21 protein-coding genes and 1 pseudogene are annotated in these 26,750 nt (G+C 67.9%); 11 read left to right on the top strand and 11 right to left on the bottom strand.

What is annotated here, in order from left to right:
• Positions 1–204 precede the first annotated feature (204 nt).
• Positions 205–513, top strand: coding sequence for a non-histone chromosomal MC1 family protein (locus tag RJT68_RS18155; RefSeq protein ID WP_407037932.1), 309 nt, complete (start codon positions 205–207; stop codon positions 511–513).
• Positions 514–1,058: 545 nt separating this feature from the next.
• Positions 1,059–2,380, top strand: a pseudogene (locus tag RJT68_RS18150) (MFS transporter).
• A gap of 45 nt (positions 2,381–2,425) precedes the next feature.
• On the opposite strand, the gene RJT68_RS18145 reads toward RJT68_RS18150, so the two are convergent.
• On the bottom strand, positions 2,426–2,854 hold the full coding sequence (locus tag RJT68_RS18145) for a sensor histidine kinase (protein WP_407040407.1): 429 nt from the start codon (positions 2,852–2,854) through the stop codon (positions 2,426–2,428).
• A gap of 113 nt (positions 2,855–2,967) precedes the next feature.
• On the opposite strand from RJT68_RS18145, the gene pheA reads away from it, so the two are divergent.
• Together pheA and RJT68_RS18135 are read left to right on the top strand one after the other, a co-directional pair.
• Positions 2,968–3,774, top strand: a complete 807-nt coding sequence (pheA, locus tag RJT68_RS18140) for a prephenate dehydratase (protein ID WP_407037931.1) — start codon at positions 2,968–2,970, stop codon at positions 3,772–3,774.
• A 148-nt stretch (positions 3,775–3,922) separates the two neighbouring features.
• Entirely contained in the window at positions 3,923–4,378 is a 456-nt protein-coding gene (locus RJT68_RS18135; RefSeq protein WP_407037930.1) for a peroxiredoxin, read from the top strand.
• A gap of 12 nt (positions 4,379–4,390) precedes the next feature.
• Here the strand turns inward: RJT68_RS18135 and RJT68_RS18130 are convergent, their stop codons facing one another.
• Together RJT68_RS18130 and RJT68_RS18125 are read right to left on the bottom strand one after the other, a co-directional pair.
• Positions 4,391–5,215, bottom strand: a complete 825-nt coding sequence (locus RJT68_RS18130; RefSeq protein ID WP_407037929.1) for a DUF7504 family protein — start codon at positions 5,213–5,215, stop codon at positions 4,391–4,393.
• 93 nt (positions 5,216–5,308) lie between these two features.
• Positions 5,309–6,727: a HEAT repeat domain-containing protein gene (locus tag RJT68_RS18125; protein ID WP_407037928.1), complete on the bottom strand. Its 1,419-nt coding sequence runs from the start codon at positions 6,725–6,727 to the stop codon at positions 5,309–5,311.
• Positions 6,728–6,986: 259 nt separating this feature from the next.
• Between RJT68_RS18125 and RJT68_RS18120 the strand changes: the two genes are divergently transcribed.
• From RJT68_RS18120 to RJT68_RS18100, 5 genes are all read left to right on the top strand, one after another.
• The gene (locus tag RJT68_RS18120) at positions 6,987–7,412 is read left to right on the top strand and encodes an Hsp20/alpha crystallin family protein (protein WP_407037927.1); all 426 of its coding nucleotides are present in this window, start codon (positions 6,987–6,989) and stop codon (positions 7,410–7,412) included.
• Positions 7,413–7,589: 177 nt separating this feature from the next.
• Positions 7,590–10,436 carry a leucine--tRNA ligase gene (leuS, locus tag RJT68_RS18115; RefSeq protein ID WP_407037926.1) on the top strand — a complete coding sequence of 949 codons (2,847 nt, stop codon included), beginning with the start codon at positions 7,590–7,592 and terminating at the stop codon, positions 10,434–10,436.
• A gap of 258 nt (positions 10,437–10,694) precedes the next feature.
• Positions 10,695–12,965: a methyl-accepting chemotaxis protein gene (locus tag RJT68_RS18110; RefSeq protein WP_407037925.1), complete on the top strand. Its 2,271-nt coding sequence runs from the start codon at positions 10,695–10,697 to the stop codon at positions 12,963–12,965.
• Entirely contained in the window at positions 12,962–13,735 is a 774-nt protein-coding gene (locus tag RJT68_RS18105; protein WP_407037924.1) for a bacteriorhodopsin, read from the top strand. The genes RJT68_RS18110 and RJT68_RS18105 overlap by 4 nt, the downstream gene beginning before the upstream one ends.
• Before the next feature lie 238 nt (positions 13,736–13,973).
• Positions 13,974–14,822 carry a YqjF family protein gene (locus tag RJT68_RS18100; protein WP_407037923.1) on the top strand — a complete coding sequence of 283 codons (849 nt, stop codon included), beginning with the start codon at positions 13,974–13,976 and terminating at the stop codon, positions 14,820–14,822.
• A gap of 31 nt (positions 14,823–14,853) precedes the next feature.
• Here RJT68_RS18100 and RJT68_RS18095 read toward each other — a convergent pair whose 3' ends face one another.
• From RJT68_RS18095 to RJT68_RS18070, 6 genes are all read right to left on the bottom strand, one after another.
• Positions 14,854–15,846, bottom strand: coding sequence for an ornithine cyclodeaminase family protein (locus RJT68_RS18095; RefSeq protein ID WP_407037922.1), 993 nt, complete (start codon positions 15,844–15,846; stop codon positions 14,854–14,856).
• A 368-nt stretch (positions 15,847–16,214) separates the two neighbouring features.
• Positions 16,215–17,882 carry a thermosome subunit alpha gene (gene thsA / locus RJT68_RS18090; protein WP_407040406.1) on the bottom strand — a complete coding sequence of 556 codons (1,668 nt, stop codon included), beginning with the start codon at positions 17,880–17,882 and terminating at the stop codon, positions 16,215–16,217.
• 242 nt (positions 17,883–18,124) lie between these two features.
• The gene (locus RJT68_RS18085) at positions 18,125–19,372 is read right to left on the bottom strand and encodes an MFS transporter (protein WP_407037921.1); all 1,248 of its coding nucleotides are present in this window, start codon (positions 19,370–19,372) and stop codon (positions 18,125–18,127) included.
• A 36-nt stretch (positions 19,373–19,408) separates the two neighbouring features.
• Positions 19,409–20,851, bottom strand: a complete 1,443-nt coding sequence (locus RJT68_RS18080; RefSeq protein ID WP_407037920.1) for a short-chain fatty acid transporter — start codon at positions 20,849–20,851, stop codon at positions 19,409–19,411.
• A 353-nt stretch (positions 20,852–21,204) separates the two neighbouring features.
• Entirely contained in the window at positions 21,205–21,762 is a 558-nt protein-coding gene (locus tag RJT68_RS18075) for a KH domain-containing protein (RefSeq protein WP_407037919.1), read from the bottom strand.
• A gap of 87 nt (positions 21,763–21,849) precedes the next feature.
• Positions 21,850–22,353: a YfcE family phosphodiesterase gene (locus RJT68_RS18070; protein ID WP_407037918.1), complete on the bottom strand. Its 504-nt coding sequence runs from the start codon at positions 22,351–22,353 to the stop codon at positions 21,850–21,852.
• Between the two features lie 358 nt (positions 22,354–22,711).
• Between RJT68_RS18070 and RJT68_RS18065 the strand changes: the two genes are divergently transcribed.
• Positions 22,712–24,244 (top strand): dihydrolipoyl dehydrogenase family protein, encoded by a 1,533-nt coding sequence (locus tag RJT68_RS18065; RefSeq protein ID WP_407037917.1) that lies wholly within the window; start codon positions 22,712–22,714, stop codon positions 24,242–24,244.
• A gap of 247 nt (positions 24,245–24,491) precedes the next feature.
• A complete protein-coding gene (locus RJT68_RS18060) occupies positions 24,492–25,688 on the top strand; it encodes a multicopper oxidase domain-containing protein (protein ID WP_407037916.1) in 1,197 nt (398 codons plus the stop codon).
• Between the two features lie 72 nt (positions 25,689–25,760).
• On the opposite strand, the gene RJT68_RS18055 is transcribed toward RJT68_RS18060, so the two are convergent.
• Positions 25,761–26,063 carry a DUF7521 family protein gene (locus tag RJT68_RS18055; protein WP_407037915.1) on the bottom strand — a complete coding sequence of 101 codons (303 nt, stop codon included), beginning with the start codon at positions 26,061–26,063 and terminating at the stop codon, positions 25,761–25,763.
• Positions 26,060–26,437 (bottom strand): helix-turn-helix domain-containing protein, encoded by a 378-nt coding sequence (locus tag RJT68_RS18050; protein WP_407037914.1) that lies wholly within the window; start codon positions 26,435–26,437, stop codon positions 26,060–26,062. Before RJT68_RS18050 ends, RJT68_RS18055 begins: the two co-directional genes overlap by 4 nt.
• Positions 26,438–26,750 lie beyond the last annotated feature (313 nt).

Below are 26,750 nucleotides of genomic sequence, written 5' to 3'. Positions count from 1 at the left end.
CCACAATCGGTGACCCGATTCGTCTCGCGGGGACGGTCGAGGGCTCGAAAGCCGGCGCGAAACGGCGGCGAGAATCCTTCTTTCGGCTGGCGTTACTGCGGATAGATGGTGTACCGAATTCACTTAAAGATACCGGCGCCGTCGGTCAATTTTCGGGGATATCTTTATGTCGAAACGTGTGCTGGCATGGCATGGAGGGAAACCATGGTACGTGAAGACGGTAAGCGGAACTTCGCACTGCGCGATTCGAACGGAGATGAAGAGAGCGTCTTTTCGGGCAACACTCCTCGGCAGGCCGCCCTGAAGGCGGCCCGTCGACTCGAGCCGGGTCCCAGCGAGGACGAGGCCGACCGGGTCGATATCCGGCTGCGCGAGAAGGGCACGAGCAAGGTTCACATCTACGAGGGGTGGGCGTGGGAGGAGACGGCGCCGGACGACAAGCCCGACTGGATGCCGAACCAGATCACGGAAGCGAACGTCTCGAAGCAGGGTATCGAACACCTCGAGGAGTGATCGAGGAACCGGAGCGTTTTCGGACGTCGTGACCGCATAGCGGTGGCCGCGTGCGTCGAGGATCGAGTGATGACGGCGGCGGCGAATCGGCGTCGGTGCGACGGATTCTACCGAACGCTCGTCGACGACTCCTGTGAGCGTCTCCCGACGACGAGTCGGGTTCGCGATCCTCCGGAATACGGCGATCGGCGCCTCACCTCGTCGAAATTCGACGAACGCTGCACTATCTCGGATATGTGTTCGAACGTCGAGTCATAGTACGCCATTATACGAACTACCTTTGTAGGGTGTGGGTTACCGTGTTTAGTCTGACTAATAAATAGGCTTATAGGTGGTCAAACGTCCATATATTACTACGATATGAATCCAAACGCGTCTCGGACCCCCTTCGAGGGTTATTTCCGCACGGGTTCGTCCGCTCCGACCGTCACCCTCCGTCGTGACGGCTCGTCCGACGATCCGTCCGGACGGTTCCTCGAGCGGACGACGATCGAATCGGCCGCGAAACCGACCGTCGCGGGGTCGCCCTCGCTCGAGGTGGCCGCATGATCTCCGGCAAGTACAAGAACCTGCTCCTGGCGACGGCGATGTTCAACCTCGGTTTCGTCATCTGGTTCTCGTTCGCGCCGTTCACGGGCGAGATCGCCGAGGAATTCGGCCTCTCGGTCGCCGAACTCGGCGTCGTCTCGAGCGCGGCCGTCATCGCCGTCCCGCTCGGTCGAATCGTGGTCGGCCCGCTCACGGACAAACTCGGCGCGCCCGTGACCGCGGGGTTCACGATGGTGACCGTCGGGATCTTCTGCATACTTAGCGCGTTCGCGACGACCTACGAGGTGTTCACCGCCTCGCGGATCGTCGCCTCGCTGGCGGGAATCACGTTCGTCATCGGGATTCAGCACGTCTCCGAGTGGTTCGAGGAGGAGGAACTCGGCACGGCCGAGGGGATCTTCGCCGGCATCGGCAACGCCGGCGCGGGCATCGGCGCGTACTTCACCCTGCCGCGGATCTTCGGCGAGGGATACGTCGGGCCGCTGTTCGACGCCAACTGGCGGGCCGCCTTCTTCTACACGGGCGTCCTCGCCATCGTCCTCGGCGTCGTCTACTACATGCTCGGCGACGCCGCGAAGAGCGCGGAGAAGCGCCAGGCGACCAAAGACGGCGTGAGCCTCCAGCAGTGGCTCTACATCGCCACCCGCTACGGCGCGGTGGTGCTCTCGGTCGCCTACGTGATGACGTTCGGCCTCGAACTGGCGATGAACGGCTGGCTGGGCACCTACTACCGCGAGGGGTTCGGTCAGGGCGACCTCGTGATCGCGGCGACGTTCGCGGCGACGTTCTCGATCGCGGCCGGTCTGCTCCGTCCGATCGGCGGCTACGTCAGCGACCGCCTCACGCGCGAGGAACGGAAATCCTGCCGTGGTTCGAGGGCCGGTACCGCGAGCAGTGGACGTTCCTGACCCTCGTGCTGGTGGTCCTCGCGATGTTCGGGATGACCGCGGCCGGGCTGACGGGCAGCATCTACGCCGCGGTCGCGGTCGGCTTCCTCGTCGGGACGGGCTGTGCGTTCGCCGAGGGGGCGATCTTCGCCCAGGTGCCGGCGATGTTCCCGAACAACTCGGGCGCCGTCGCGGGCGTCGTCGGCGGCATCGGTTCCTCGGGCGGTTCGATCTACCCGCTGCTCTTCGCCGCGCCGTTCCTGCCGAACCTCCACTGGGGGTACGCCGTCGTCGCGGTCACCATGCTCCCGATCCTGGCGCTCTCGGCGTGGGTGTTCCAGCCCCGCGTCGCGGAGCGGGCGACCCGGGACGGCTGGCTCGTCGGGGACGAACCGCCTACCGCCGACTCTCCGGTCGCCGCCGACGACTGAGGAGCATCCGGCTCACCCCCCGACGACCGATTTTCGTGGTCGACGTCACGTGGTCGGCTCGTCCGCTCCCGTGAGGGTCGACTCCGTCGCGCCTTCGATCTCGAACCGCGCACCGCCACGGCTCCCCTCGGTGACCCGAACCTCCCAGCCGTGGGCCTCGAGGACGGTCGAGACGATCGAGAGGCCGAGTCCGGTCCCGCCGCCTTCGGTGTAGCCGCTCTCGAAGACCTTCGCCCGCTTCTCCGGCGGGATTCCGGGACCGTCGTCCTCCACGGCGACCCCCTCGTCGGTCCCCTCCACGAGAATCGAGCGCGTTTCGTTCGCGTCGCCGTGTTCCACGGCGTCCTCGTGAACCCGTGAGCGAGGGCTTGTCGAGCCGTGCTCGACGGCGTTTCGAAAGAGGTTCTCGAACGCCTGCCGGAGCCGTCCAGGGTCGGCCTGGTCATCCCCCGTCGTCGGGTGTTCGTCTCGGATTCGTCCGGTTTTCGCATATACGTTGCGGCAGATCGACGTTTCCGGCTCGACGCGTCCGCGCCCGCCCGCTCGAGACGACGGTCTTTTGACGCGCTCCGCGCTATATCGAGGCGATGGTCACAGTCACGCTCGGTCCCGAAGGAACCTACTCCCACCGGGCGGCGCGGGCGATCGACGACGAGATCGACTTCCGCCAGTCCGTCACGTCGATCGTCGACGCCGTCGCCAGCGGCGAGTACGACCGCGGGGTCATCCCCGTCGAGAACAGCATCGAGGGGAGCGTCACCGAGAGCCTGGACGCCGTCGCGGAGTACGACGTCGCCGTCGTTCGCGAGATCGTCACCCCGATCAGACACGCGCTGCTCGCCCAGGGAGCGGAGTTCGAGACGGTCGCCAGTCACTCCCAGGCGCTTGCCCAGTGTCGATCCTTCCTCGACCGGGAGTATCCCGACACGAGCCTCGAGGCGGTCGCGAGCACGGCCCAGGGCGTCGAGTACGCCCGCGAGAATCCCTCCGTCGCGGGGATCGGCCACCCCGACAACGCCGACGAACGCCTCGAGATCCTCGCGGAGGACATCCAGGACCAGGACTCCAACGCGACGCGCTTCTTCGCGCTCGCTCCCGCGGAGGAGCGGTCCAAGGGCGGCGGAAAGACCTCGCTCGTCGTCTACCCGAACGCGAACTACCCCGGCCTCCTCCTCGAGTTGCTCAACCCCTTCGCCAACCGGGACATCAACTTGACGCGCGTCGAGTCCCGCCCGAGCGGCCAGCGCCTGGGCGACTACGTCTTCCACGTCGACATCGAAGCCGGACTGTACGAGGCCCGGACGCAAGAGGCGATCGCCGAACTCGAGGATCTGGCAGAGAACGGCTGGGTGCGTCGACTGGGATCGTACGACACCGAACACGTCGTCGACTGATCAGTTTGCCACGCGGTCGGTTCGACCTCGAGTCTCGAGCCGTGTGACGAGGTGGCGTCCGTCTTCGGGCGGGGAGATCCACGTTTCGGACGAACTCCCGTGGGGTGAACCCGGCAACTGTTTGTGGTCCACGGACGAGACGTGACGTATGACGCTCTCGGAAGGCGCCGACGCACCGACGGTGACGGCACGGAACCAGGACGGCGAGGCGGTCACCCTCGAGTTCGAGGGGCCGACGGTCCTCTACTTCTACCCGCGCGACGAGACGCCCGGCTGTACGACCGAGGCGCGGCAGTTCCAACTCGAGTACGAGACCTACCGGGAGGCCGGCGTCGAGGTCTACGGCGTCTCGACGGACGACGTCGAGGATCACCGGGCGTTCTGCGAGGCCGAGGGCCTCGAGTTCGACCTGCTGGCCGATCCCGACGCCGAACTCGCCGAAGCGTTCGGCGTCGATCTTCGCGACGGGAAGACCGCGCGCACGACCTTCTTCCTCGCGGACGGCGAAGTGAAGGCGGTTTACGAGGGCGTCAACCCCGACGGACACGCGCGGGACGTGCTCATGGACGCGCTCGAAGAGGGGTTGGTGACGCTCCCGGAGTGACGGGACCCGCTCTCACGCCCGTAGTTCGAATCGATCGTCCCTCGCGCGGATCGTCGCGTCGAACAGCTCGCTCAGCAGGTTGATCGTGGGCTGCGATCGACGTTCGGGATTGCAGTAGTAGTGGGCGAGTGCGCCGGCGCCCTCGAGGCGCGAGGTGAGCAGGTGGAGGAAGCGAAACACCGTCTCGAGGTCGCACTTGGCGATGAGCTCCGGGAGGATGTCGAACTCGACGGAGAGGGTCGCCTCCGGGCTTTCGTGCTCGGCGACGACCCGCGAGATCGTCTCGCCGATCCCGCCGAGGCCGAGGCGCTTGCTCAACTGGACGAGTTCGAGGTCCGTCCCCGAGACGTCCGCCCCCGCGAGCCCCTCGAGGGGCTCGGCCTTCGTGGTGAGGACGATCGTCTGCGACGGCCGGTCCGCGAGGCGCCGGTTCACCAGCCGAACCCGCTCGGCGACGCGGGTCGTGACGACGATCGCGACGTCGCTGCTCGAGAGGAAGTGGACCCGGGCGTTGTCCGCGCCGGCGCCTTCGAGCGGGCTCAGGACGAGGACGTTCCCGGTTCGATCGAACTCGTCGGCCACGTGCGCGCCCGACCGCAGGCGGTGGTCGCCGTGGTCGAAGAGGTGGCTGGCGAAGGCGTCGACCGCCTCGTCGCGGCCGTGGCTCACCCGCGCCCGCTCGCAGTACGGACAGTGCCAGCGGATCCGGAAGCCTTCGCTCGAGAGGTTACCGCGGTGGTGTGCGAGGAGGTGGGATCGACCGCTCTCGATCGTCACGGACTCGCTCGCCGACCAGACCGCGTACTCGCACCGCCAGCACCGCCACGTGTGAACCATACGGCTTGTCACCGCTCCTTTCCGTCACAGTACACTAAACCTTCGGGCCGCCGACCGTTCGTCGTCCGCCGATCTCGCGGCCGTACGGGCCGATCAGCCCCAGTCGCCCTCGGCGTCCGCTTCGTCGTCCCCCCGCTTCCTCCGGTTCGTCCTCTCGGCGTCCCGCCTTCCCTCGTCCGCCCCCTCGCCGTCCCGGTCGCGGCGCTTCGCCGTGTAGTCCGAGGGCCGTTCGACGTACGTGAACTCGACGGCGTCGACCACCGTCTCGTCGGCTTCCGGGGTTCGGATCTCGTCGTCGATCGCCTCGAGGGCGCGCTCGGCGCGGTCGACCGCCGCCGGCGGGAGGTCGTCGCGCTCGAGGAACTCCTCGAGTCGCTCGCGGAGGTCGTAGCCACCGAGGTCGATCAGCGTCTCCGTCGCGAACGTCGCGGTCGCGTCGTCCGGGTCTTCGAGCGTCTCGAGCAGGCACGAAGTGATCTCGTCGCGGTCGCCGACGATGCGCCGTCGGCGGACGCCGTCGTCGCCCGCGAGCGAGACGATGCGGCCGAGGAGCCACGCCGCGGTCCGGCGGATCGGCGTCGGGCCGCCGGCGTTGAGGATGGCGACGAGGTTGGGGACGAGCGCCGACGCGCTCGGGGCGCCGCCGGACCCCGCCGTCTCGTCGGCGAGTCGCGCGGTCACCGCGTCCCGGAGTTCGGGGCGGGCCTCGACCGGGGCGTTCGCGAGCAACTCGAGCAGCGAGCGGGTCGCCGTCCGGACGACGGTCTCGGACCGGTCCCGGAGCGCCTCGAACAGCAGCGGGAGCGGCGTCGCGTTCCCGAACCGGCCGAGTTCGCCGACGGCGATCAGCGTCACCGACTCGGCGTCGTCGCGCGCCGCGGGGGCGAGCGCCTCGAGGGCCCCCTCGGTGCCGATCGACGCGAGTGCGGCGGCCGCCTCGCGTCGGACCCGCTCGTGGCGGTCGTTCAACCGGACGGCGAGCGCGTCGATAGGGCGCGGATCGCCGATCTTCCCGCACGAGCGGACGGCGCGGCCCCGAACGCGCGCGTCGGCGTCGGTAAACGCGTCGACGAGCGACGGGACCGCATCCGGATCGCCCGTCTCCCCCAGCGCGGCGGCGGCGAGCAGGCGAAACTCCGGGTGTTCCGAGCCGAGGAGGTCGGGAATCCGGTCGACGTCGGCCCACGCGGGTGTGTCGTCGATCCCTTCGGCGGCCAGCTCCTCGATCAGCCCCTCGAGTCGCTCCTCGTCGCGGAGGTAGAGGGCGTCGACGGCCGCCGCGCGCACCGTCTCGTCCTCGTCGCGCCTGGCGGCCCACTCGAGGGCGCGCCCGATCCGAGCGTCGGAATCCGGACCGACGCCGGTCGCCAGCCCGCCCAGGATCTCCGCCGCCCGGTAGCGGACGATCGGCTTCTCGCTTCGCTCAAGGTACTCGATCAGGTCCAGTTCCCGCCCCTCTCGCTCGAGTTCGTAGAGGAACGTCGGCTCGTTCCCCGGCGGTCTACCGGCCACGGCTCGCCCCCGCGACGCGTCGGCGGCGCTTTCCATGCTGTGCGGCGAGTTCGGAGTCGGTCGACGTCTCGAGTCCCATCAGAACACCCTCGGTACCGAATGTTGTCGGAACGTTTCGCTCTCGTGACCATAACGATTTGGGCCCGGACGGCCGAACTCGGCGTCGCGATTCGGCTCGAAGCGGACGCGCCGCACCCGACCGCGTTCTGTCCTTCTACCGCGGGCAGAATTTATCCCGCTCGAGCGCGTACCGACTCGCATGCGACGAAATCCGTTCGACGAACTCGAGGAGATGATCGACCGCATCGGCCGGCAGGTCGAGGAGGGGATGATCGGCGGGAACACGGGCTTTCCGGTCCCCGGATCGGTCGCCGTCGACGTGGCGGACACGGGCGGCGAATTCGTCGTCACCGCCGACCTCCCGGGGTACGACACCGACGACATCGACCTCACGCTCACCGACGGGACGCTCCGACTCGAGGCGACCCAGGAGGAGGAAGCCGAGTACGAGGAGGGGACGTACATCCGTCGGGAGCGGAAGGGGAAATCGGCGAGCCGACGAATCCGGCTGCCCGAACCGGTCGAGGAGGAGGAGGTCTCGGCCAGCTACACCAACGGCGTGTTGACCGTCCGGCTGCCGAAGGTCTCCGAGGACGACGACTCGAAGCGGATCGACATCGAGTGAGCGGCCGTCGCGTCGATTCGCCCTCGATTTCTCGAGTATCCGCCGGGTCGCCGCGAGTAGCGGTGCGCCGAGCGACAACGCCGTGACGCCCTGATCGCGCGTCGACGTAGGATCGCCCGTTCGCGCGCCGAATCGGATGTGGTAGTGCTTTTACCCCGTCCCACACAATGAGCGCCCATGAGTTACGACCCGCAGGAACTCGAGGCCGAGTGGCGGGAGCGCTGGGCCGAGTCGGGCCGGTACGAGGCCGACCCCGACGAGCGAGATCCGGACGACGCGACGTTCGTGACGGTTCCCTACCCGTATCCCAGCGGCGGGATGCACATCGGGCACGCCCGCACGTACACCGTTCCCGACGTTTACGCGCGATACCGCCGCCAGCAGGGCGACAACGTCCTCTTCCCGATCGGCTGGCACGTCACCGGGACGCCGATCATCGGCGCCGTCGAGCGCCTGAAGAAGGGCGAGGAGAAACAGCTCTCGGTCCTGCGGGACACCTACAACGTCCCCGAGGAGACGCTGACGGACCTCGAGACCCCGATGGGCTTCGCCCGCTACTTCATCGAGGAGCACTACAAGAAGGGGATGAAGCAGCTTGGACTCTCGATCGACTGGCGCCGGGAGTTCACCACCGAGGACGAGCGCTACTCGAAGTTCATCACCTGGCAGTACGAGACCCTCGAGGAGCGCGGGCTGCTCGAGAAGGGGCTGCACCCGGTCAACTACTGCACGAACGAGGAGCAGCCGGTGACGACCCACGACCTGCTCGAGGGCGAAACGGCCGAGTTCCAGGAGTATACGCTCATCAAGTTCTCCGACGACGAGGCCGTCTACCCGATGGCCACCCTCCGGCCCGAGACGGTCCGCGGGGTCACCAACGCCTACGTCGACCCCGAGGCGGAGTACGCCCGCGCCAGCGTAGACGGCGAGGAGTGGATCGTCTCCGTCGAGGCCACGGAGAAGCTCGAGTTGCAGGCCCACGACGTCCAGGTCGAGGAGACGTTCGAGGGCGCCGACCTCGTCGGCCGACGGGTGCGGAACCCGGTGACCGACGAGGACATCGTCGTCCTCCCGGCCGAGTTCGTCGACACCGACAACGCGACGGGCGTCGTCATGTCCGTCCCTGCCCACTCGCCCGACGACTGGATCGCCCTGCGGGAGGCCAAAGATCGCGCGGACGAGTTGACCGAGTACGGCCTCGACCCGGCGGAGGTGCGTGCGATCGAACCCCGCGCGATCCTGACGATCGAAGGCTACGGCGAGTTCCCCGCCAAGGAGGCCCTCGAGGCCCACGGCGTCGAGTCCTCGAGCGACCCGGCCGTCCACGAGGCCACCCAGGAGCTCTACAATCGCGAGTTCCACCAGGGGGAACTGATCGAGGCGTACGGCGAGTTCGCCGGCGAGGTGATCGAGGACGTCCGGGACGAACTGAAGGCCCACTACGTCGAGCGCGAGGCGTTCGACACGATGTACGACTTCACCGAGGAGGTGATCTGTCGCTGCGGCGGCGACGTCGAGGTTTCCGAGCAGGAGACCTGGTTCCTGCGGTACAACGACGAGGCGTGGCGCGAGAAGACCCTCGAAGCAATCCGGCAACTGGACGCCATCCCCGAGAACACCCGCGAGCAGTACGAGCACACGGTGGGCTGGCTCGAGGAGTGGCCGTGCATCCGCAACTACGGCCTGGGAACGAGGCTGCCGTGGGACGACGACTTCGTCATCGAGCCGCTCTCCGATTCGACGATCTACATGTCGTACTACACGATCGCCGACCGGATCGCGGACGTCCCGGTCGATGAGCTCACGCCCGAGTTCTTCGACGCGCTGTTCTACGGCCCCGAGGCGGTCGACGAGCCGAACGAGACGGCCCTCGAGCTTCGCGAGGCGTGGGACTACTGGTACCCCGTCGACTACCGCTGCTCGGCGAACGACCTCATCTCGAACCACCTGACCTTCTTCCTCTACCACCACGCCGAACTGTTCGAGGAGGAGAAGTGGCCGCAGGGGATCACCAGCATGGGGATGGGCCTGCTCGAGGGTGAGAAGATGAGCTCCTCGAAGGGCCACGTCGTCCTCCCCGGCGAGGCCATCGAGGAGTACGGCGCCGACACCGTCCGCTTCTTCCTGCTCAACAGCTCCGAGCCGTGGCAGGACTACGACTGGCGGGCCGACGAGGTGGGCGCGACCCGCGACCAGCTCGAGCGGTTCTGGAACCGCGCTGAGGAGATCATTGACGCACCCGAAGGCGAGCGCGACTTAGAGCGCGTCGACCGCTGGCTGCTAGCCAAACTGCAAGAGACCGTTCGGGAGGTCACCGACTCGATGGAGCGCTTCGAGACCCGCGCCGCGAGCCAGACCGCCTTCTACCGGTTCGAGGAGCACCTGAAGTGGTACCGCCGGCGCGCCGACCTCGAACGGTCGGGAGCGCGGTGGACCCTCCGGACGGTCCTCGAGACCCGCCTGCGCCTGCTCGCACCCTTCGTTCCGTTCATGGCGAACGAACTCCACGAGCGCCTGACGGGCGAACCGGCCGAGGACGTCCCGTGGCCCGAACCGGTGCCGGAGTTCGAGGATCCGACGGTCGTAGCCGAGGAAAAACTGGTTCGGAACGCCCTGGAGGACGTCCGCGACATCGTCGACGTCACCGAGACCGATCCCGAGATGATCCGCCTCTACGTCGCCGCCGACTGGAAGCGGACCGTCTTCGAGACGGTCGTCGACGAGGGTCCGAATCAGGGAGCCGTGATGGGTCGGGTCATGCAGAACGAGGAACTCCGCGAGAAGGGCGACGCCGTCAACGACCTCGTCGGCGACCTCGTTTCCTTCGTGCGCGAGCGCGACGAGGAGACCCTCGAGGCGCTGGCCGCGGTCGACGAGGGGGCGGTCTACGAGGACGCGGCCGACTTCCTCGCCCGCGAGTTCGACGCCGGCGTGGTGGTCTACGCGGAGGACGCCGATCCGGTCGACCCCGCGGACAAGGCCCGACACGCCCAGCCGTTCCGCCCGGCGATCCACCTCGAGTAGCGCCGACCTGAGGGCTCCGCGTCGTTCCCCGCCCGCCGTTCGGTACGTCGTTCACTCTCCTCTCAGCCTCGGGATATCTCTGCCGGGACGAACGCGGTCGTCGATCCGCCGAGCGAAGCGCTAATTCAACGTGATTTCGAGAGTTAATGTTCCGTTAGAAAGAAAATATACGTATCCGATAGATTCATCGTACTGGAGTTTCCACCTCACGTAGAGGCGGGGGTAGTCAGCGACTACTCGTCATCGATACCACTCAGTATGGCACTCGAGGAGGCGCTTCCGGACGGACTCAGGCGAACGTACAGCGTGAAGATCGGCCTGCTGTTCGTGGCCGTCGTGGTGATGACGGTCGCGGTCGCGGGACTCTTTTTCGGACACGTGTCGGGCGAGGTCGGCCCGGCGGCGGAAGAACGCTTCAGCGACGGGGTCACGGACCGTAGCGAGGTCGCCGACCGGTGGCTGGAGACGAACGCCGAGACGGCGGCCGGGTTGGCGTCGGACGCGACCGTCCGGGACGGGAATCCGGACGAGATCGACGACCGGCTCGCCGAGGCGCGGACCGACCGCGAGGATCGGGTCGCCGAGATCCACTACCTCGACGGCGACGGCGACGTTCTCGCGAGCAGCGGGGACGAGGCGGAGGGGGAGAACCTCTTCGACGCGGCCGAGGTCGACGGCGCGACGGACGGGCCGACTGCGCCCCACGACGGGCTGTCGGCCGATCGGTCGGTGCTGACGTTCGTCGAACCCGTTCCGGCGGATTCGGCCGGTTCGGACGGCGAACGTTACGTCGCCGTCTCGGTCCCGACTGACGCGCTCGCGTCCGTCCTCGAGTCCGACGCCGACGATCGACGGACGATCGTTACCGACGCGTCGGGCGAGCGCATCCTCTCGACCGGCGAGGAGGGCGACGACGGCGACGACGCGATCCTCGAGGCGCTCTCGCCAGACGCGGGCGAGGTCGTCACGGGCACGCCGGCGGACTCCGATATCGAGTACGCCGCCACCGCGGCGACGATCGGCGACGGCGAGTCGGCGATGACGGTGACGACGTACGGACTCGAGTCCGACGTCTACGGACCCCTGAACGCCGCGACGTCGGGTCTGGCCGCGCTCCTGTTCGTCTTCGTCATCCAGCTCGGCCTCGTCTGGATCGTGATCGGGGGCAACCTCTCCCTGAAGCTCCGCCAGCTCGCGGGCAAGGCCGAGCGGATGGGCGAGGGCGACCTCGAGGTCGGCTTCGAGACCGGACGGATCGACGAGGTCGGCACCCTCTACGACTCGTTCGCGTCGATGCGCGACTCGCTCTCGCAAACCCTGTCGGAACTGGAGGACGAGCGCGAACGCGCCCGCGCTGCCCAGCGCGAAACCGAGCGTCGGAATCGCGAACTCGAGGCCGAAGCCGAGCGTTTCGGCGAGGTCATGGCGGCCTGCGCCGACGGCGACCTCGAGCGCCGGCTCGAGCCCGAATCGGACCACGAGGCGATGGTCGCGATCGCCGAGGCGTTCAACGAGATGGTCGCCGACCTCGAGCGGGCGGTCACGCAGGTCAAGCGCGTCTCCGCGGAGGTCGCGGCGATGAGCACGGAGTTTCAGAGCAGCTCCGCAGAGATCCGCCGGGCCAGCGAGGCGGTGAGCGGCTCGATTCAGGAGATCTCCGACGGCTCCTCGACGCAGGCCGAGGACCTCGAGACGGCGACGGCCGAGGTCAACGAACTGTCGGCGACGGTCGAGGAGGTCGCCGCGGCGACGAGCACCATCGCCGACCAGTCGGCGGCGGTCGACACGCTCGCGACCGACGGTCGGCGGGCGGCCGCGGAGACGACCGAGGAGATGCGCGAGGCCAGCGACCGAACCGAGTCCGCCGCGGAGACGATCCGCGCGCTCGACGAGGAGGCCGAGCGAATCCAGGAGATCGTCGAGCTGATCGACGAGATCGCCGGCCAGACGAACATGCTGGCGCTGAACGCGGCGATCGAGTCCGCGCGGTCCGAGAGCGCGACGAGCGAGGGCGGCGGCTTCCAGGCGGTCGCTGACGAGGTCAAGGAACTCGCCGCGGAGACGCAGGACGCGGTCGAGGACGTCGAACGGATGATCGAATCGATACAGCGGCGGGCGACCGAGAGCGCGACGCGGATCGAGGAGACCGAGGTTGCGATCGGCTCGGCGGCCGACCGGGTCGCCTCCCTCTCGGAGACCCTCGACCGCATCGCGAGGGGCATCGAACAGGTGGACGCCGGCGTCCAGGAGATCGACGACGCGACCGACGAGCAGGCGAACTCCGCCGAGGAGCTGACGACCATCGTCCGGGACGTCGCGAGCGTCGCCTCGGAGACGACGTCGCAGGCCCAGCGGGTCGCCGCGGCCGCCGAGGAGACCACGGCGACCATCACCGACGTCTCGAACGAGGCGATCCGCCTCGACCGGCGGGCGACGGCCCTGGCGGCGGCCGTCGACGAGTTCTCCGTTTCGGCGGACCTCGAGACGGGCCCGACCGCCGCCCCGATCGACGGGGGTGAGAGCCGATGATCCCCGAGCTACAGATGTACCGAATCGTGTTCTACGTGATGATCGCGGCGACGGTGCTGTTCCTCGGCTGGGTCGCCCGGATGCCTGCCGGGAAGCGCAGGTACTACCTCCCCGTGCCGATCGTCTGCGGGACGCTCGCGCTCGGGTACTTCGGGATGTCGATCGAACTCCTTCGGTACACGACGCCCGGCGGCCAGCCGATCCCCATGAGCCGCTACGGCGACTACGTCGTGACGGCCCCGATCATGGTCACGGTCGCGGCGATCGTCGGCGGCGCGACGCGGCGGCAACTGGTCGCCGTCAACGTCCTCACGGTCGCCTGGATCGGCGCGACGGTCGGGGCGTTCTTCCTGACGCCGCCGGAGCAGTACGCGGCGAATCTCGCCACGTTCGTCTGTCTGTTCGGCGTCGTCGCCCTGCTCGTCGGACCGATCTCCCGGCGAGCGCGCCGACAGACCGGCGAGCGCGCGCTCCTGTTCGGACAACTGCGCAACCTGCTGTTGCTGCTGTGGCTGATCTACCTCGTCCTCGGCCTCTCGACGCGGCAGGGATTCGGCCTGCTCGACGCCTTCGGCGGGGTCTTCGTCGCCAGCTACCTCGACGTCCTCACGCGCATCGGGTTCGGCGTCCTCCTCCTGCGCGGATCCGACGCCGTCGATCAACTGCTCGGCGACGACTCGAGCGGCGATTCTGGGGCCGCCGGCTCCAACGGCGACGGCTCCGACGCGAGCGCGGACGTCACGATTCGGAAGACGCCAGACGCCGACTGAGTCCGATCCGGACGTTTCGGCCGACTGAGTTCGGGTCGAACGTCTCGGCCGACTGACCAGAGTTCGACGCTTCGATACACCGCACACTCCCGCTCGGAATCAATTCGACCGCACCGCTTTCTGTCACGGCGCGAGTTCGTTCCGCATCGACCCGGCGGAACCACCATCGGTTTTGACAGCTATCTAGTACGACTATACGCCTCGAGGTCGTACCGGTGGGCACTCCCTCGAGTTCGACATGACCGACCGACGCACGGATCCCTTTCGATGGCGGTTCGCAGGCGACGAGCGCGAGACGAGCGGAACCGGGGACGACCGATCGCGGTCGTCGGCGTCGAGGCGGCGAGGGCGACCGACGGCCCCGCACGTCGCCTCGATGACCGTCCGCGACGGGCTGTTCGCCCACTGGCCCGTCGATCCGGACGAGCTTCGACCGCACGTGCCGGAGCCGCTGACGCTCGAGACGTACGACGGGCGGGCGTGGCTCAGCGTCGTGCCGTTCGTGCTCGCGAACGTCGGCGTTCGCGGGACGCCGCCGCTCACCCGAACCGCGTTCCCCGAACTCAACGTCCGGACCTACGTGCGGTACCGCGGGGATCCCGGCCTCTTCTTCTTCAGCATCGACCTCGGGAGTCCGCTACTCGCCGCGCTCGTCGGTCGGACGACCCGCCTGCCGGTTTACTACGCGCGGATGCACGCGAGTTCCGACGAGGAGACCGTCTCGTTCTCGAGCGTGCGCCGACGACGGTACGAACGCGCGCGGTCGGAGCGCCTCGATGACGAGGGGGCCGCCCGATTCGTCGCCACGTACCGCCCAGACCCCGACGCGAGCCCGTCGCCCGCGGAGCCGGACTCCCTGGCCTACTGGCTGGTCGAGCGCCGTCGCTTCTACGCGCCCGAAGCCGAGGGCGTTCTGGCGGCGGAGATCGCTCACGATCCGTGGCCGCTCCAGCCGGCCGAGCTAACGATCCGCGAGAACACGCTCTTCGAGGCCGCCGGCCTCCCGTCGCCGGTCGGCGAGCCGGTCGTCCACTACTGCGCGGAACTGCCGATGACGGGGTCGGTTCCCAGGCGGTTGTCCGACTGAGGCCCGTCCCCGCGAACCGACGCCGTCGCGATCACCGCTCGGCGCCGACCAGGTCGAACGGCGTCCCCTCCTCGTCCTCGAGCGCGCGCTCGTAGACGACGCGGGCGGCCGCGACGTCCTGGATCGCCAGCCCCGTCGAGTCGAACACCGTTACTCCCGTCTCCGCCGTTCGCCCCTCCTTCGCGCCGACGACGATCTCGCCGATCTCGGCGTGAATGTCCTCGTCGGTCAGGACCCCTTCGGCGTAGGGGACGTTGATCTCCCCCGAGTGGGTACACTGCTCGTGATCGTCGATCACGACGGTTGCCGCCTCGAGCAACTCGTCCGCGAGTTCGTGTTTTCCCTCGGCGTCGGCGCCGATGGCGTTGACGTGGGTTCGCTCGCCGACGTCCTCGAGCGAGACGATGGGCTCCTCGACGGGGGTCACCGTCGAGAGCACGTCGCAGTGGCCGGCCTCGGCGATCGAACCGCCGCGGACGTCGAACCGGTCATCGAAGGCGTCGACGAACCGCTGCACCCGATCCTCGTCCAGATCGCTCACGACGACCTCCTCGATCGGACGCACCGCCGAGATGGCCTCGAGCTGGGTGTACGACTGGACGCCCGCGCCGACGATGCCGAGGCTCGAGGCGTCCTCGACGGCGAGGTGGTCGGTGGCGACGGCCGCGGCGGCCCCGGTTCGCTTCATCGTGAGGGTCGTCCCGTCCATGATCGCGAGCGGGAACGCCGTCTCGGGGTCGGAGTAGATCATCGTTCCCAGCACCGTCGGCAGATCGTGGTCCTCGGGGTTGTCGGGGTGAACGTTGACCCACTTCAGCCCGGCGGCGTCCCAGTCGCCCGTATCCAGATACGCGGGCATCGACCGGAAGTCGCCGTTGTACTGCGGTAAGTCGATGTAGGATTTGGCCGGCATCTGCGTGTCGCCGCGCTCGAAGGCGGCGAACGCCTCCTCGACGGCCCCGATGACCTCGGCCATCCGGGCGTTCTCGTCGACGTCGTCGCTGTCCAGGAGAAGCGTGTGCATACTGGCGAATATTGCGGGAAACTACTTAGTTCGCCTGAATCGACGCGGAGGGAGCGAACCGGTGACGATGCGCACTCGAGCCGCTCGGAACGCCGCGCCGTGGTCGAACTGAATCCGGCCGAACCTGACTCGCGATGAAGATCGAAGAAAATGGACCGACGCTGATTCCCGCTCAGACGAACGTCCTTAGGCATCCCCTCTCGTCGAACGAGCGGTTCGGAGAACCCGAGTGAGGCGTTCTCCGAGCGCAACGCGCTCGGGCCGACGACCGACCCGGAGCGAACGGAGTGAGCGGAGGGAAGGGAGGAGGCTTTTGTACGAAATTTGCCGAGGGCCAGCTTCGCTGGCCCGCAGAGCAAAATTTAGTTTTACATCATGCCGCCCATACCGCCGCCCATGCCGCCCATACCGCCCATGCCGCCGGCACCGCCGGGCATGTCCATGTCGTCCTCGTCGTCGTCGGAGCTACCGCCTTTCAGATCGCCGGCGGCGATGACGTCGTCGATGCGCAGCAGCATGACGGCGGCCTCGGTGGCGGACTCGATCGCCTGGGTCTTGATGCGGAGGGGTTCGTAGACGCCCTCGTCACCCATGTCGATGACCTCGCCGGTGTAGGCGTCGAGGCCGGCGGCCGTGTCGCCGCCGTCGTGGGCGCTGCGCAGCTCCACGAGCGAGTCGATGGGGTCCAGCCCCGCGTTCTCGGCCAGCGTGCGCGGGATAACCTCGAGGGCGTCGGCGAACGACTCGATGGCGAGTTGCTCGCGGCCGCCGACGGAGTCGGCGTAGTCGCGGAGGGCGAGCGAGAGCTCGATCTCGGGGGCGCCGCCGCCGGCGAGCACCTTGCCGTCCTCGATGGTCGAGCGGACGACGCCGAGGGAGTCCTCGATGGCGCGGTCGACCTCGTCGATGACGTGCTCGGTGCCGCCGCGGAGGATGAGGGTGACGGCCTTGGCGTCCTCGACGTCCTCGACGAAGATGCGCTGGTCGCCGGCGATGTCGCGCTGGGCGACGCTGCCCGCGAAGCCGAGGTCGTCCTCGGAGATGTCCTCGACGTTGGAGACTGGGCGGGCGCCGGTGGCGCGGGCCAGCCGCTTGGCGTCGCTCGATTTCACGCGGCGGACGGCGATGATGCCCTCCTTGGCGAGGTAGTGCTGGGCCATGTCGTCGATGCCCTTGTCGACGAAGACGACGTCGGCGCCGACGTCGACGAGGTGGTCGACCATCTCCTTGAGCTGGGCCTCCTCCTGGTCCAAGAACTGCTGGAGCTGGTCGGGGTCGGTGACGTTGACCTCGGCGTCGATCTCGGTCTCCTTGATCTCGAGGGCGCCGTCGACGATGGCGACGTTGGCGTCCTCGGCGAAGTAGGGCATGTTCTCGGAGACGCGCTCCTTGTCGATGATGACGCCCTCGACGAGCTCGGAGTTGTCGATGGAGCCGCCGACGACCTTCTCGACTTTGACGTTGTCAGTGTCGATGCCGTCGTCGTCGGCGACCGCGCGGACGGCGTCGACGACGAGTTCCGAGAGCAGGTCGCGGGCGCTCTCTGCGCCCTTGCCGGTCATCGCCGTGGCGGCGATCTCGCGCAGGATCTCGTCGTCGTCCTCGTCGACGTCGATGGCGATCTCGTCGAGCGCCTCGCGGGCCTTCTCGGCGGCCTGGCGGTAGCCCTGGGTGAGCGTGGTGGCGTGGATGTCCTGGTCGATGAGCTCCTCGGCGCGCTTCAGGAGCTCGCCGCTGACGACGACCGCGGAGGTGGTGCCGTCGCCGACCTCGTCCTCCTGGGTCTCGGCGACCTCGACGATCATGTTGGCCGCCGGGTGGTCGATGTCCATCTCCGAGAGGATCGTGACGCCGTCGTTGGTGACGACGACCGAGCCCGTCGAGTCGACGAGCATCTTGTCCATCCCCTTCGGACCGAGCGTGGTCCGTACGGCCTCCGCCACGGCCTTGCCGGCCGTAATGTTCATCGACTGTGCGTCTTTTCCGGAGGTCCGCTGGCTCTCCTCCGAGAGAACGATGAGGGGCTGGTTGCCCATCTGTTGTGCCATGGTCAGAGACAGATTGTTTGCTATTCTATATAGATCTTTTGGTGTCGGTGTCGCGAAATCGCAAGACTCGGCCGGGAACGCCCACGAATTTGAGATGTAGCGTCGCCTTTTTATATTGGTTTTCTCGCCTCCTGCACCGCTGTCGGAGAGGGGCCGATCGCTCGAGTCACGGATCGTGACGATCGCAGGACATCCCGATTCGCGTCGACTCGAGGCGCGGTGGCTGACGGCTACGGCGACGCGAGGCGGTCGGCCGCGAGGACCGCACCCGCGCCGACGAGCGCGGCGAGTCCGGCGACGACGAACGCGGGATCGTAGCTGCCGAGAGCGTCGGAGGCGACGCCGGCGAGGTACGGCGACACCAGCCCCGTGATCGCGAAGGCCCCGGAGATCAGCCCGAAGACGGCGCTCAGGTTCCCCCGTCCGAACAGGTCGCCGGTCAGCGGCGCGAGGAGCGCCCCGTTGCCGCCGTAGGCGAGGCCGAAGACGAGCGCGAAGGCGTACAGCGCGAGCGTCGCGTCGATCGCCGGCAGCGCGAGCGTCGCCAGTCCCATCGTGGCGGAGCACCCGGCGAAGACCCGGGCCCGGCCGAGGTGGTCGGAGACGTAGCCGATCCCCACCCGCCCGACCGCGTTCGCCCCGCCGATCACCCCGAGCGCCGTCGCGCCGGCCGCCCGCGACAGGCCGAGGTCGGTCGCGTACACGACGAGGTGGACGAAGACGACGTACATCGTGGCGTAGATGCACACCCAGCCCGCGAACAGCAGGCCGAACGACGGCGAGCGCGCGACCGCGAGGACGTCCTCGAGTTGCGACCGGAGGGTCCTCGAGGGAGCTTCGGACGCCCCGTCGCCCTCTCCCTCGAGCGCCCCGTCGCTCCGGGCGAACTCCGACGGCGGGACCGTCTCGGCCGTGGGCTCGTCGCGGATCAGCGCCGTGGCGAGGAGCAACAACGCGGCGACGAGGCCGGCGAGGACGAGGAACGCCGTCCGCCAGCCGACGCGGTCGATCAGCGCGGTCGCCGCCGGCGCGACGACGAGCATGCCGATCCCGAGGCCCGCGGAGGCCACCCCGCCGGCGAACCCGGCCCTGCGGTCGAACCACCGCGGGACCGTCGCGTAGGCGACGACGTAGACGACGCTCATGCCGATCCCCGTGACGACGCCGTAGGCGAGGACGACGGCGAACAGCGAGGTCGCCCGACTCGTCCAGACGAGGCCCAGACAGAGGACGGCCGCACCCGCTGTGAGGGCCCGCCGGGCGCCGACCCGGTCGACGAACACCCCCACCAGCGACGCGCCCACGTAGAGGAACAGCGTCTGGACGCCGAAGGCGAGCGTCGTCACGGCGTTCGAACGCTCGAAGTCCGTCGCCATCCGCTCCAGGAAGACGCCGAAGGAGTACGAGAGGCCGAAGACGACGAACGTCCCGAGGAAGCACGCGAGGACGACGATCCAGCCGTAGTAGGGTCGGCGCATCAGAGTCGAGGAGGACAATCGTCGCGCGTTCTCAAATCAGTACGGGACGAGGTACAGGACGACCGCGAGGAACGGGATCAGCGCCAGGAGCATCGCGATGGCGTACCCGAACATCTCGCGGGCCCGGATCTCGGTGATCGCGAGCAGCGGCAGCGCCCAGAACGGGTTCAGCAGGTTCGTGTGCGCGTCCCCGACGGCGTAGGCCATCGTCGCCTGGCCGACCGAAATCCCCTGGGCCTGGGCGGCCTCGAGCACCGACGGCCCGAGGACGATCCACTCGCCGCCCCCGGAGGGGACGAACAGGTTGACGACGGCCGCCGCGACCCAGGCGGCGACCGGGAACGTCTCCGGCGAGGAGACGGCGAGCAGGGCCTCCGCGATTTCGGTCGCGAGACCCGACCCGGTCATCATCCCCTGAATCCCCGCGAAGAACGGGAAGAGGAGGATGATCCCGGCGGCGGCGGTCGCCGCCTCGCCGAACCGCTCGCGGTAGTACTGCGGACGCTGGTAGACCAGCAGGCCGGCGAACAGCATCGCGAAGTTGACGAAGTTGATGTTGAGCACCTCGAGTCCGGCGAACGCGAGGCTGTAGGCGACGACGGCGACGCCGGTCAGCGCGATGAGGCCGCCGAGGACGCGGCTGTCGTTGATCCGCTCGGCCGGGACCGTGGCCTCGGGCTCGGTGACGGCGTCGGCGTCGCCCTCGCGTTCGACCGTCGCCTCGCTCGCGCCGCCGTCGGCGACCGCCTCGGCGAGCTCGTCCTCGGAGACGTACTCCTCGATCCCTCGCGACCGCTCGGGCGAGGGTGACAGCAGGTACAGCACGATCGACGCAAAAGCGATCGACAGCACCGTCAGGGCGAGGCCGTAGGGGTGGATCACGGTCTCGGTCAGCGGCACCGTCTCCTCGAGGACGCCCGCCTCGATGAAGTCGTTGTTCGGCGTCGCGAGCAGCAGCGGCGCCGATCCCGCTAGCCCCCAGTGCCAGGTCAGCCCGAGCCCCATGTACGCGGCGACGCACGCGAGCGGGTAGTGGAGGGCGACGCCGTTCTCGTGGGCCGTCTTCCCCATCTCGCGGGCGAGGACCGCACCCAGGATCAACCCGAGTCCCCAGTGGATCCACCCGACGATCATCGCGAAGACGCCGACGAGCACGACCGCCTGCTTCCCGTTCGACGGGACGCGCGTCAGTCGCGTCAGGAGGTCGTTCACCCGCGGGTGGTAGGCGATGACGAACCCAGTCATCAGGATCAGGACCATCTGCATCGCGAACTCGAGGAAGGTCCAGAAGCCGTCGTACCAGTGCCACACCATGTCGGCAGGGCCGGTCCCCGTGCCGGCTATCCCGACGACGAACACGATGTACGTCAGCAGGATCGCGAACAGGAACGGACTGGGCATCCACCGCTCGACGCGCACCGCGAGCGCGGCGCCGAGTCGCTCGAGTACCGATCCCTCTCCGGACACTTCGGATGCCATGTGTGGTAATAGCTCACGCGAAATTTATACGTATCGCTGACTTTCACGCCATTCGAACGGGAACGAACGTCGCTCGCGGGGAACGAATTCCGCCGACGTCGCGGCGACTCCGAGGGTCGATCCGAACGGGGGCGGAACCGAGCGCATTGGGCGCCGCTACCGGGCCGCGGGGACGAGGTCGAACGAAGAGAACCGATACGCACCGAAACGATGCCTGGAGGCGCGACGAGATCGGACGCCCGAGGTTTCGGGATCGATCGCCGAGACACATCAGAACCGGTCGAAGTGCGTCAGGACCGGTCGAAACGCACCAGAACCGGCCGAAACGCGTCAGGGACGTCCGTAGCGGCGGATCAGGACTGGCTGCCGGGGTAGCGGTGGTAGTTCAGCCCCTGGTGTTTCATCTCGTTGTGCTTCTCCTCGAGGAAGGAGTAGACGGCGCCGTGGGGGGCGCCGTCGAGCAGCATCTCGGCGGCGCTGCGGACCGCCTGGACCTGCGGCGGCGTGCCGATGATGCCCAGCGTCGTCCCGTAGATGACGACCGAGGCGCCCGAGAGCTCTTCCATCAGCTCGCGGGTTCGGCCGCCCTCGCCGATGAGTCGCCCCTTCTTGCGCTTCAGGTCGTTCTTGTTCCGCGAGGCGGCGTCGATGTCGACGACGTCGAACAGCATCATGTCGTCCGAGAGCAGCGCCAGCGCGTCCTCGGGGGCGAATCCGCGGCCGATCGCGCGAACGATGTCGGGGCCCTTGAGCCCGCGCACGGGATCGCCCACGGTCTCGATGGCGACCGACCCGTTCTCCGAGTCGATGTCGAGGCGCACCTCGGCCTCCGCCTCGATCTCGCGCATCGTCTCGCCACCTTCGCCGATGAGAACCCCGATGCGGTCCTGCGGAATCTTCACGTGCTGCATACGCCTTCGTATTCGCTCGGCGAGGTTAAGCCCTTGGTCCGCGCAGTTTCCGGCGGCATCCGACGGGTATCGCGCCCTCTCGAACGCTCACTCGAGCGTCGAGCGGAACCGCACCGACTCCGAGAGCGTGTCGAGGATGGCGACGGTCTGGTCCTCCTCGGGCGTCGGCGGGAAGTGCGCGCCGGGGTTGATCACCGTCGTCGCCCCCTCTTCACGGTGCTCTCGGCGATGGTGGTGGCCGTAACAGACGAAGTCGTACTCCTCCGATGCTGCGATAGCGTCTACCTGGGCCTTGCTCTCGCCGTGGAGGACGGCGAAGGAGAGGCCGTCGAACTCGAGTTCGGCGAACCGGCCGTGGAGTTCGCTCTCCGATCCCAGTGAATCGAAGGCCGACTCGAGGCCAGAGATTTCGCCGTCGTTGTTCCCGAGGACGCCGTGGACCTCGAATTCCTCGAAGTACGGGACGACCAGCGGGGCGATGAAGTCCCCGCAGTGGACGACCACCTCGACGCCCTCCTCGACGAAGATTTCGATCGCCCGTTCGACCGCCGGAACGTTGTCGTGCGTGTCGGAGATGATTCCTACGTGCATAGTCACTCCCTGTCGGTACTCGCTCCGGCGTCCCACATCAACGTTCGGACGACAGGCGAGGACCGCGTTGTAGCTGCTCCACTCTTCGAGAGGAACGCTTCGAAAGCCCCTGGCGCTCTCGACGGCTGCGGCTCGCTTCGGTCCTCAGCCCTTCGGGCTTGCGGTCCTTACTTCGCCTCGCTCGTCGAGAGCGCCAGCCCCTTTCAGTCCCGCCCGCGGCGGCTGTGCAGGTCACCTTCGGTCCTGCGGTCGTCGCCCGGTTGACGGTCGGCGGTCGATTTCGAGTTCGCCGACCGACGTCGATTCGACCGGACGACAAGGAACACCTACAGTATCCTGGGGCTCATCTGTACGCGTAATGGTCGTCGGAGACATCGCAACCGGAACGGACGTGCTCGTCATCGGCGCCGGCCCCGCCGGCTACGTGGCCGCGATCCGCGCCGGTCAACTGGACCTCGACGTAACGCTCGTCGAAAAGGACGCCTACGGCGGAACCTGCCTGAACCACGGCTGCATCCCCTCGAAGGCGCTCATCAGCGCGACGAACGTCGCCCACGACGCCCGCAACGCCGAGGAGCTTGGCATCCACGCCGACCCCGCCATCGACCTCTCGGCCATGGTCGGCTGGAAGGACGGCGTCGTGGATCAACTCACGGGCGGCGTCGAGAAACTCTGCAAAGCAAACGGCGTCAACCTCCTCGAGGGAACCGCCCACTTCGCGGACGAACACACCGTCCGCGTCTCCCACGGCGGGGAGGGCCAGGGCTCGGAGAGCCTCGAGTTCGAACACGCCATCGTCGCCACGGGTTCGAAGCCGATCGAGATTCCGAACTTCGACTTCTCGGACGAACCCGTCCTCGACTCGAGGCAGGCGCTCGCCCTCGAGTCCGTCCCCGAGTCGCTCGTGATCGTCGGCGCGGGCTACATCGGGATGGAGATGGCGGGAATCTTCGCCAAGCTCGGCACCGACGTGACGGTGATCGAGATGCTCGACGACGTCCTCCCGGGGTACGAGGACGACCTCTCGCGTCCGGTCAGGAAGCGCGCCGAGGAACTCGGCGTCGAGTTCCACTTCGGCTACACCGCCTCGAAGTGGTACGACCACGGCGCCGGCATCCGGGTCGTCGCCGAACCGGCCCGGGAGGCGGCCGCGGCCGACGGCGGCGCGGCGGAACCCGAACAGGACCGCCCCGTCGACGCCGAGGAGGGCGAGGAGCGGGCCGAGCAGGCCGAACCCGCCGACGCCGACGAGGAACCGCTCGAACTGGACGCCGAAAAGGTGCTGGTCGCCGTCGGTCGCCGGCCCGTCACGGACGGACTCTCGCTCGAAGAAGCGGGCGTCGAGACGGACGAGCGGGGGTTCGTACCCACCGACGATCGCGCGCGTACGAACAAGAAGCACATCTACGCGGTCGGCGACGTGGCCGGCGAACCGATGCTCGCCCACAAGGGTTCGGCGGAGGGGCAGGTCGCCGCCGAGGTGATCGCCGGCGAACCCTCGGCGATCGACTACCAGGCGATGCCCGCCGCCGTCTTCACCGAACCCGAGATCGGTACCGTCGGGATGACCGAAGCCGAGGCCGAGGAAGCGGGCTTCACTCCCGTCACCGGCCAGTTCCCCTTCCGGGCAAGCGGCCGCGCGCTGACCGTCCGCGAGACCGACGGCTTCGTCAGAATCGTCGCCGACGAGGAGTCGGGATTCGTCCTCGGTGCGCAGATCGTCGGCCCCGAGGCTTCGGAACTGATCGCCGAACTCGGCCTCGCCATCGAGATGGGCGCCACCCTCGAGGACGTCGCCTCGACGATCCACACCCACCCGACGCTCTCGGAGGCGGTGATGGAGGCTGCCGAGAACGCGCTCGGACACGCGATTCACACGCTGAATCGGTAGCCGGCCCCGCGTTCGAGGATCGCGGCCGAAATCGGAACGCGGATCGAGTCTTACTCGAGGCCGGTATCGACGCGCACGGCCGCCCGTCGCAACCGCTCCTTCGTACGTACGAGAAGATCTTCATACGTACGAGGGGGACGAGTCGGTAACTCCCTCTCGCTCGCTCTCACCCGGTGGGAATTCTTCTCTCCCGGCTGGAATCGACTTCAATGTCCTTCATGTGTCGGCCTCAAGCTGCAGGTATCCCATGACCCAGAAATCGTCTTCCCGCTCGAACGCGACGCCCACTATCGGCCGACGGACGGTCCTCTCGCTCGCCGGTGTGGGCGCCCTCGGCTCCCTCGCCGGCTGTCTCTCCGTGCTCTCCGCCGACGAGTCCGATTCCGACGGCTCCGGGAACGGTAGCGACGGTGACCACGATCACGACCACGGTGACGGTGACGACGAACCGCTAACCGACCACGCGTACACGGCGCCGCCGCAGATCGTCGACCTCGCCGAGCGGAACCACCGATCGACCCTCCGAGTCGTTCCCGCCCGCCACCAGCTCGTCACGGACGAGGCGATGGGCGGTCCCGTCGAACTCCCCGAAGTGTGGGCCTGGCAGGCCGACGACCTCGAGCCGAGCGTCCCCGGCCCGATCTACCGGATGAACGAGGGCGAGACGTTCGAACTCACCTTCGACAACTCCGAACACGACCGCCCGCACACCGTCCACGCCCACGCGGTCGGCAAATCGTGGGGTGACGACGGCGCCCCCGTCTCCACCCGGACGGAGGTCGGCGCGGGCGAGCGCCACACCTACGAACTCGTCGGCGACGTCCCCGGCACGCACTTCTACCACTGCCACTACCAGACGCACACCCACCTCGACATGGGGATGTACGGCATCCTGCGGGTCGACCCCGAGGGCTACGAGGCGCCCGACCGCGAGTACTTTCTCACGATGCGCGAGTGGGACGGGGACCTCCACGAGATGAACGCCGGCGGCGACGCCGAGTACAACGCCGCCGACCGGGACCCGAAATTCTACACCATAAACGGTCGCAGCGCGCCGACGGCGTTCCACCCCGAACTCGGCACCCCGCTGATCGTCTCCGAGGGGGAGACGGTGCGGATCCACGTCGTCAACGCCGGCTACGAGAACCACGCGTTCCACACCCACGGCCACCGGTTCACCGTCGTCGAGAAGGACGGCAGTCCGATCCCCGAGGCGGCCCGCTACGAGGAGGACGTTGTCGGCCTCGCGCCCGCCGAACGGGTCACCCTCGAGTTCGAGGCCGGCGCCGATTCGGGCATCTACCCCGTCCACTGCCACAGGGTCGACCACGTCACCACCGACGGCGCCTACCCCGGCGGGATGGCGACGGCGATCGTCTACGAGGGCGCGATGGAGACCGACGAGTTCGCCGAGATCATGGCGGACGCGGGGTACGAAGGGTGAGCGGTGAGGGGAGCCGACTCGTCCGGAACCGGCGACGAACGCGGATCGCGTCGGCGTGATCTCTCCCGCACGTCACTGCACGTACAGCGAGTAGGCGATGATGAGGAAGCCGGCCAGAACGAGGAGACTCTCGAGCAACACGCCCGTCGCGAGGTCGATCTGGATGATCTCGTGGACGATCCCGGCCAGCACGAGTCCGAGGGTGACCAGCCCGAACCCCGACGCCAGGTAGCCCAGCGCCGGCTGTCGAGTCCGCCGGTACGCCTTGAACGCGAAGTAGGTGATGACGCTCCCGACGATAAGCACGAGCGTTTTGACGACTGCTAATGCGATCGCGATTTCCGTTTCCGAAACGAGTGCAGCGAGTGAGTTCATGTTTCCTTTCGCACCTCCGACCAGAGTTCGGCCAGCCGTTCGTCCGCCGTCCGGGCCGGCCGCTCGATCTCCACCGACAACGTCCGATCCTCCTCCAGCACGAGCGTGATCTCATCGAAGGCGACCGAGTACTTGCTCGCGTGGTGTCCGTCCCGACGAATCTCGGTCGACTCCTCGAGCAACGTCGCCTCGGTGAGCAACTCGAGTTTCCGGTACAGCGTCGATTGCGGGATGTCACACCGGGACGTCAGCTCCGCGGCCGTCATCGGCTCCTCGAGCTTCCGGATGATCTCCCGACAGTCTGGATCGTCGAGCGCAGCACAGATCTCTTCCGCCGACGGCGTCGACTCCGAAGCGATCGGGTCCCGGACCATTCACCCTCCCCTTCTCAGCCCCCCGGTTTATCGTCATCGGTACATCCGCCCCGCCGACACTCGAAATCCCTGCCAATGAGGGGCCGTACGCGTTCCTCGGTGGGTGCCCGGTCGACGACTCGCGGCGGGACGACCTCGAACCGGAAACAAAGCGCTCTTTCGCGTGCGCGTCCGAGGACGAGTACGCGGGTATCATCCGGTCGGACCGTGTCTACGAGGACGGGATGATCGACCGACCTCCGCCCGTGTGACACTCTCCGCTTCGAGTGGGGACACTCCTTCGACGACGGCGACGGTTCGCCGCTCGAGACGT

The organism is Halovalidus salilacus (assembly GCF_031852275.1).
GTDB lineage: Archaea > Halobacteriota > Halobacteria > Halobacteriales > Natrialbaceae > Halovalidus > Halovalidus salilacus.
Note: the sequence above shows the minus strand (reverse complement) of the source record. Positions and strands in the feature narration are given on the sequence as shown.

Bases quoted from the DNA above. Each gene is read 5' to 3' on its own strand.
- RJT68_RS18155 (WP_407037932.1), top strand. From the start codon at position 205: ATGGTACGTGAAGACGGTAAGCGGAACTTCGCACTGCGCGATTCGAAC.
- pheA (WP_407037931.1), top strand. From the start codon at position 2,968: ATGGTCACAGTCACGCTCGGTCCCGAAGGAACCTACTCCCACCGGGCG.
- RJT68_RS18135 (WP_407037930.1), top strand. From the start codon at position 3,923: ATGACGCTCTCGGAAGGCGCCGACGCACCGACGGTGACGGCACGGAAC.
- RJT68_RS18130 (WP_407037929.1), bottom strand. From the start codon at position 5,215: ATGGTTCACACGTGGCGGTGCTGGCGGTGCGAGTACGCGGTCTGGTCG.
- RJT68_RS18120 (WP_407037927.1), top strand. From the start codon at position 6,987: ATGCGACGAAATCCGTTCGACGAACTCGAGGAGATGATCGACCGCATC.
- leuS (WP_407037926.1), top strand. From the start codon at position 7,590: ATGAGTTACGACCCGCAGGAACTCGAGGCCGAGTGGCGGGAGCGCTGG.
- RJT68_RS18110 (WP_407037925.1), top strand. From the start codon at position 10,695: ATGGCACTCGAGGAGGCGCTTCCGGACGGACTCAGGCGAACGTACAGC.
- RJT68_RS18105 (WP_407037924.1), top strand. From the start codon at position 12,962: ATGATCCCCGAGCTACAGATGTACCGAATCGTGTTCTACGTGATGATC.
- RJT68_RS18100 (WP_407037923.1), top strand. From the start codon at position 13,974: ATGACCGACCGACGCACGGATCCCTTTCGATGGCGGTTCGCAGGCGAC.
- RJT68_RS18095 (WP_407037922.1), bottom strand. From the start codon at position 15,846: ATGCACACGCTTCTCCTGGACAGCGACGACGTCGACGAGAACGCCCGG.
- thsA (WP_407040406.1), bottom strand. From the start codon at position 17,882: ATGGGCAACCAGCCCCTCATCGTTCTCTCGGAGGAGAGCCAGCGGACC.
- RJT68_RS18085 (WP_407037921.1), bottom strand. From the start codon at position 19,372: ATGCGCCGACCCTACTACGGCTGGATCGTCGTCCTCGCGTGCTTCCTC.
- RJT68_RS18080 (WP_407037920.1), bottom strand. From the start codon at position 20,851: ATGGCATCCGAAGTGTCCGGAGAGGGATCGGTACTCGAGCGACTCGGC.
- RJT68_RS18075 (WP_407037919.1), bottom strand. From the start codon at position 21,762: ATGCAGCACGTGAAGATTCCGCAGGACCGCATCGGGGTTCTCATCGGC.
- RJT68_RS18070 (WP_407037918.1), bottom strand. From the start codon at position 22,353: ATGCACGTAGGAATCATCTCCGACACGCACGACAACGTTCCGGCGGTC.
- RJT68_RS18065 (WP_407037917.1), top strand. From the start codon at position 22,712: ATGGTCGTCGGAGACATCGCAACCGGAACGGACGTGCTCGTCATCGGC.
- RJT68_RS18060 (WP_407037916.1), top strand. From the start codon at position 24,492: ATGACCCAGAAATCGTCTTCCCGCTCGAACGCGACGCCCACTATCGGC.
- RJT68_RS18055 (WP_407037915.1), bottom strand. From the start codon at position 26,063: ATGAACTCACTCGCTGCACTCGTTTCGGAAACGGAAATCGCGATCGCA.
- RJT68_RS18050 (WP_407037914.1), bottom strand. From the start codon at position 26,437: ATGGTCCGGGACCCGATCGCTTCGGAGTCGACGCCGTCGGCGGAAGAG.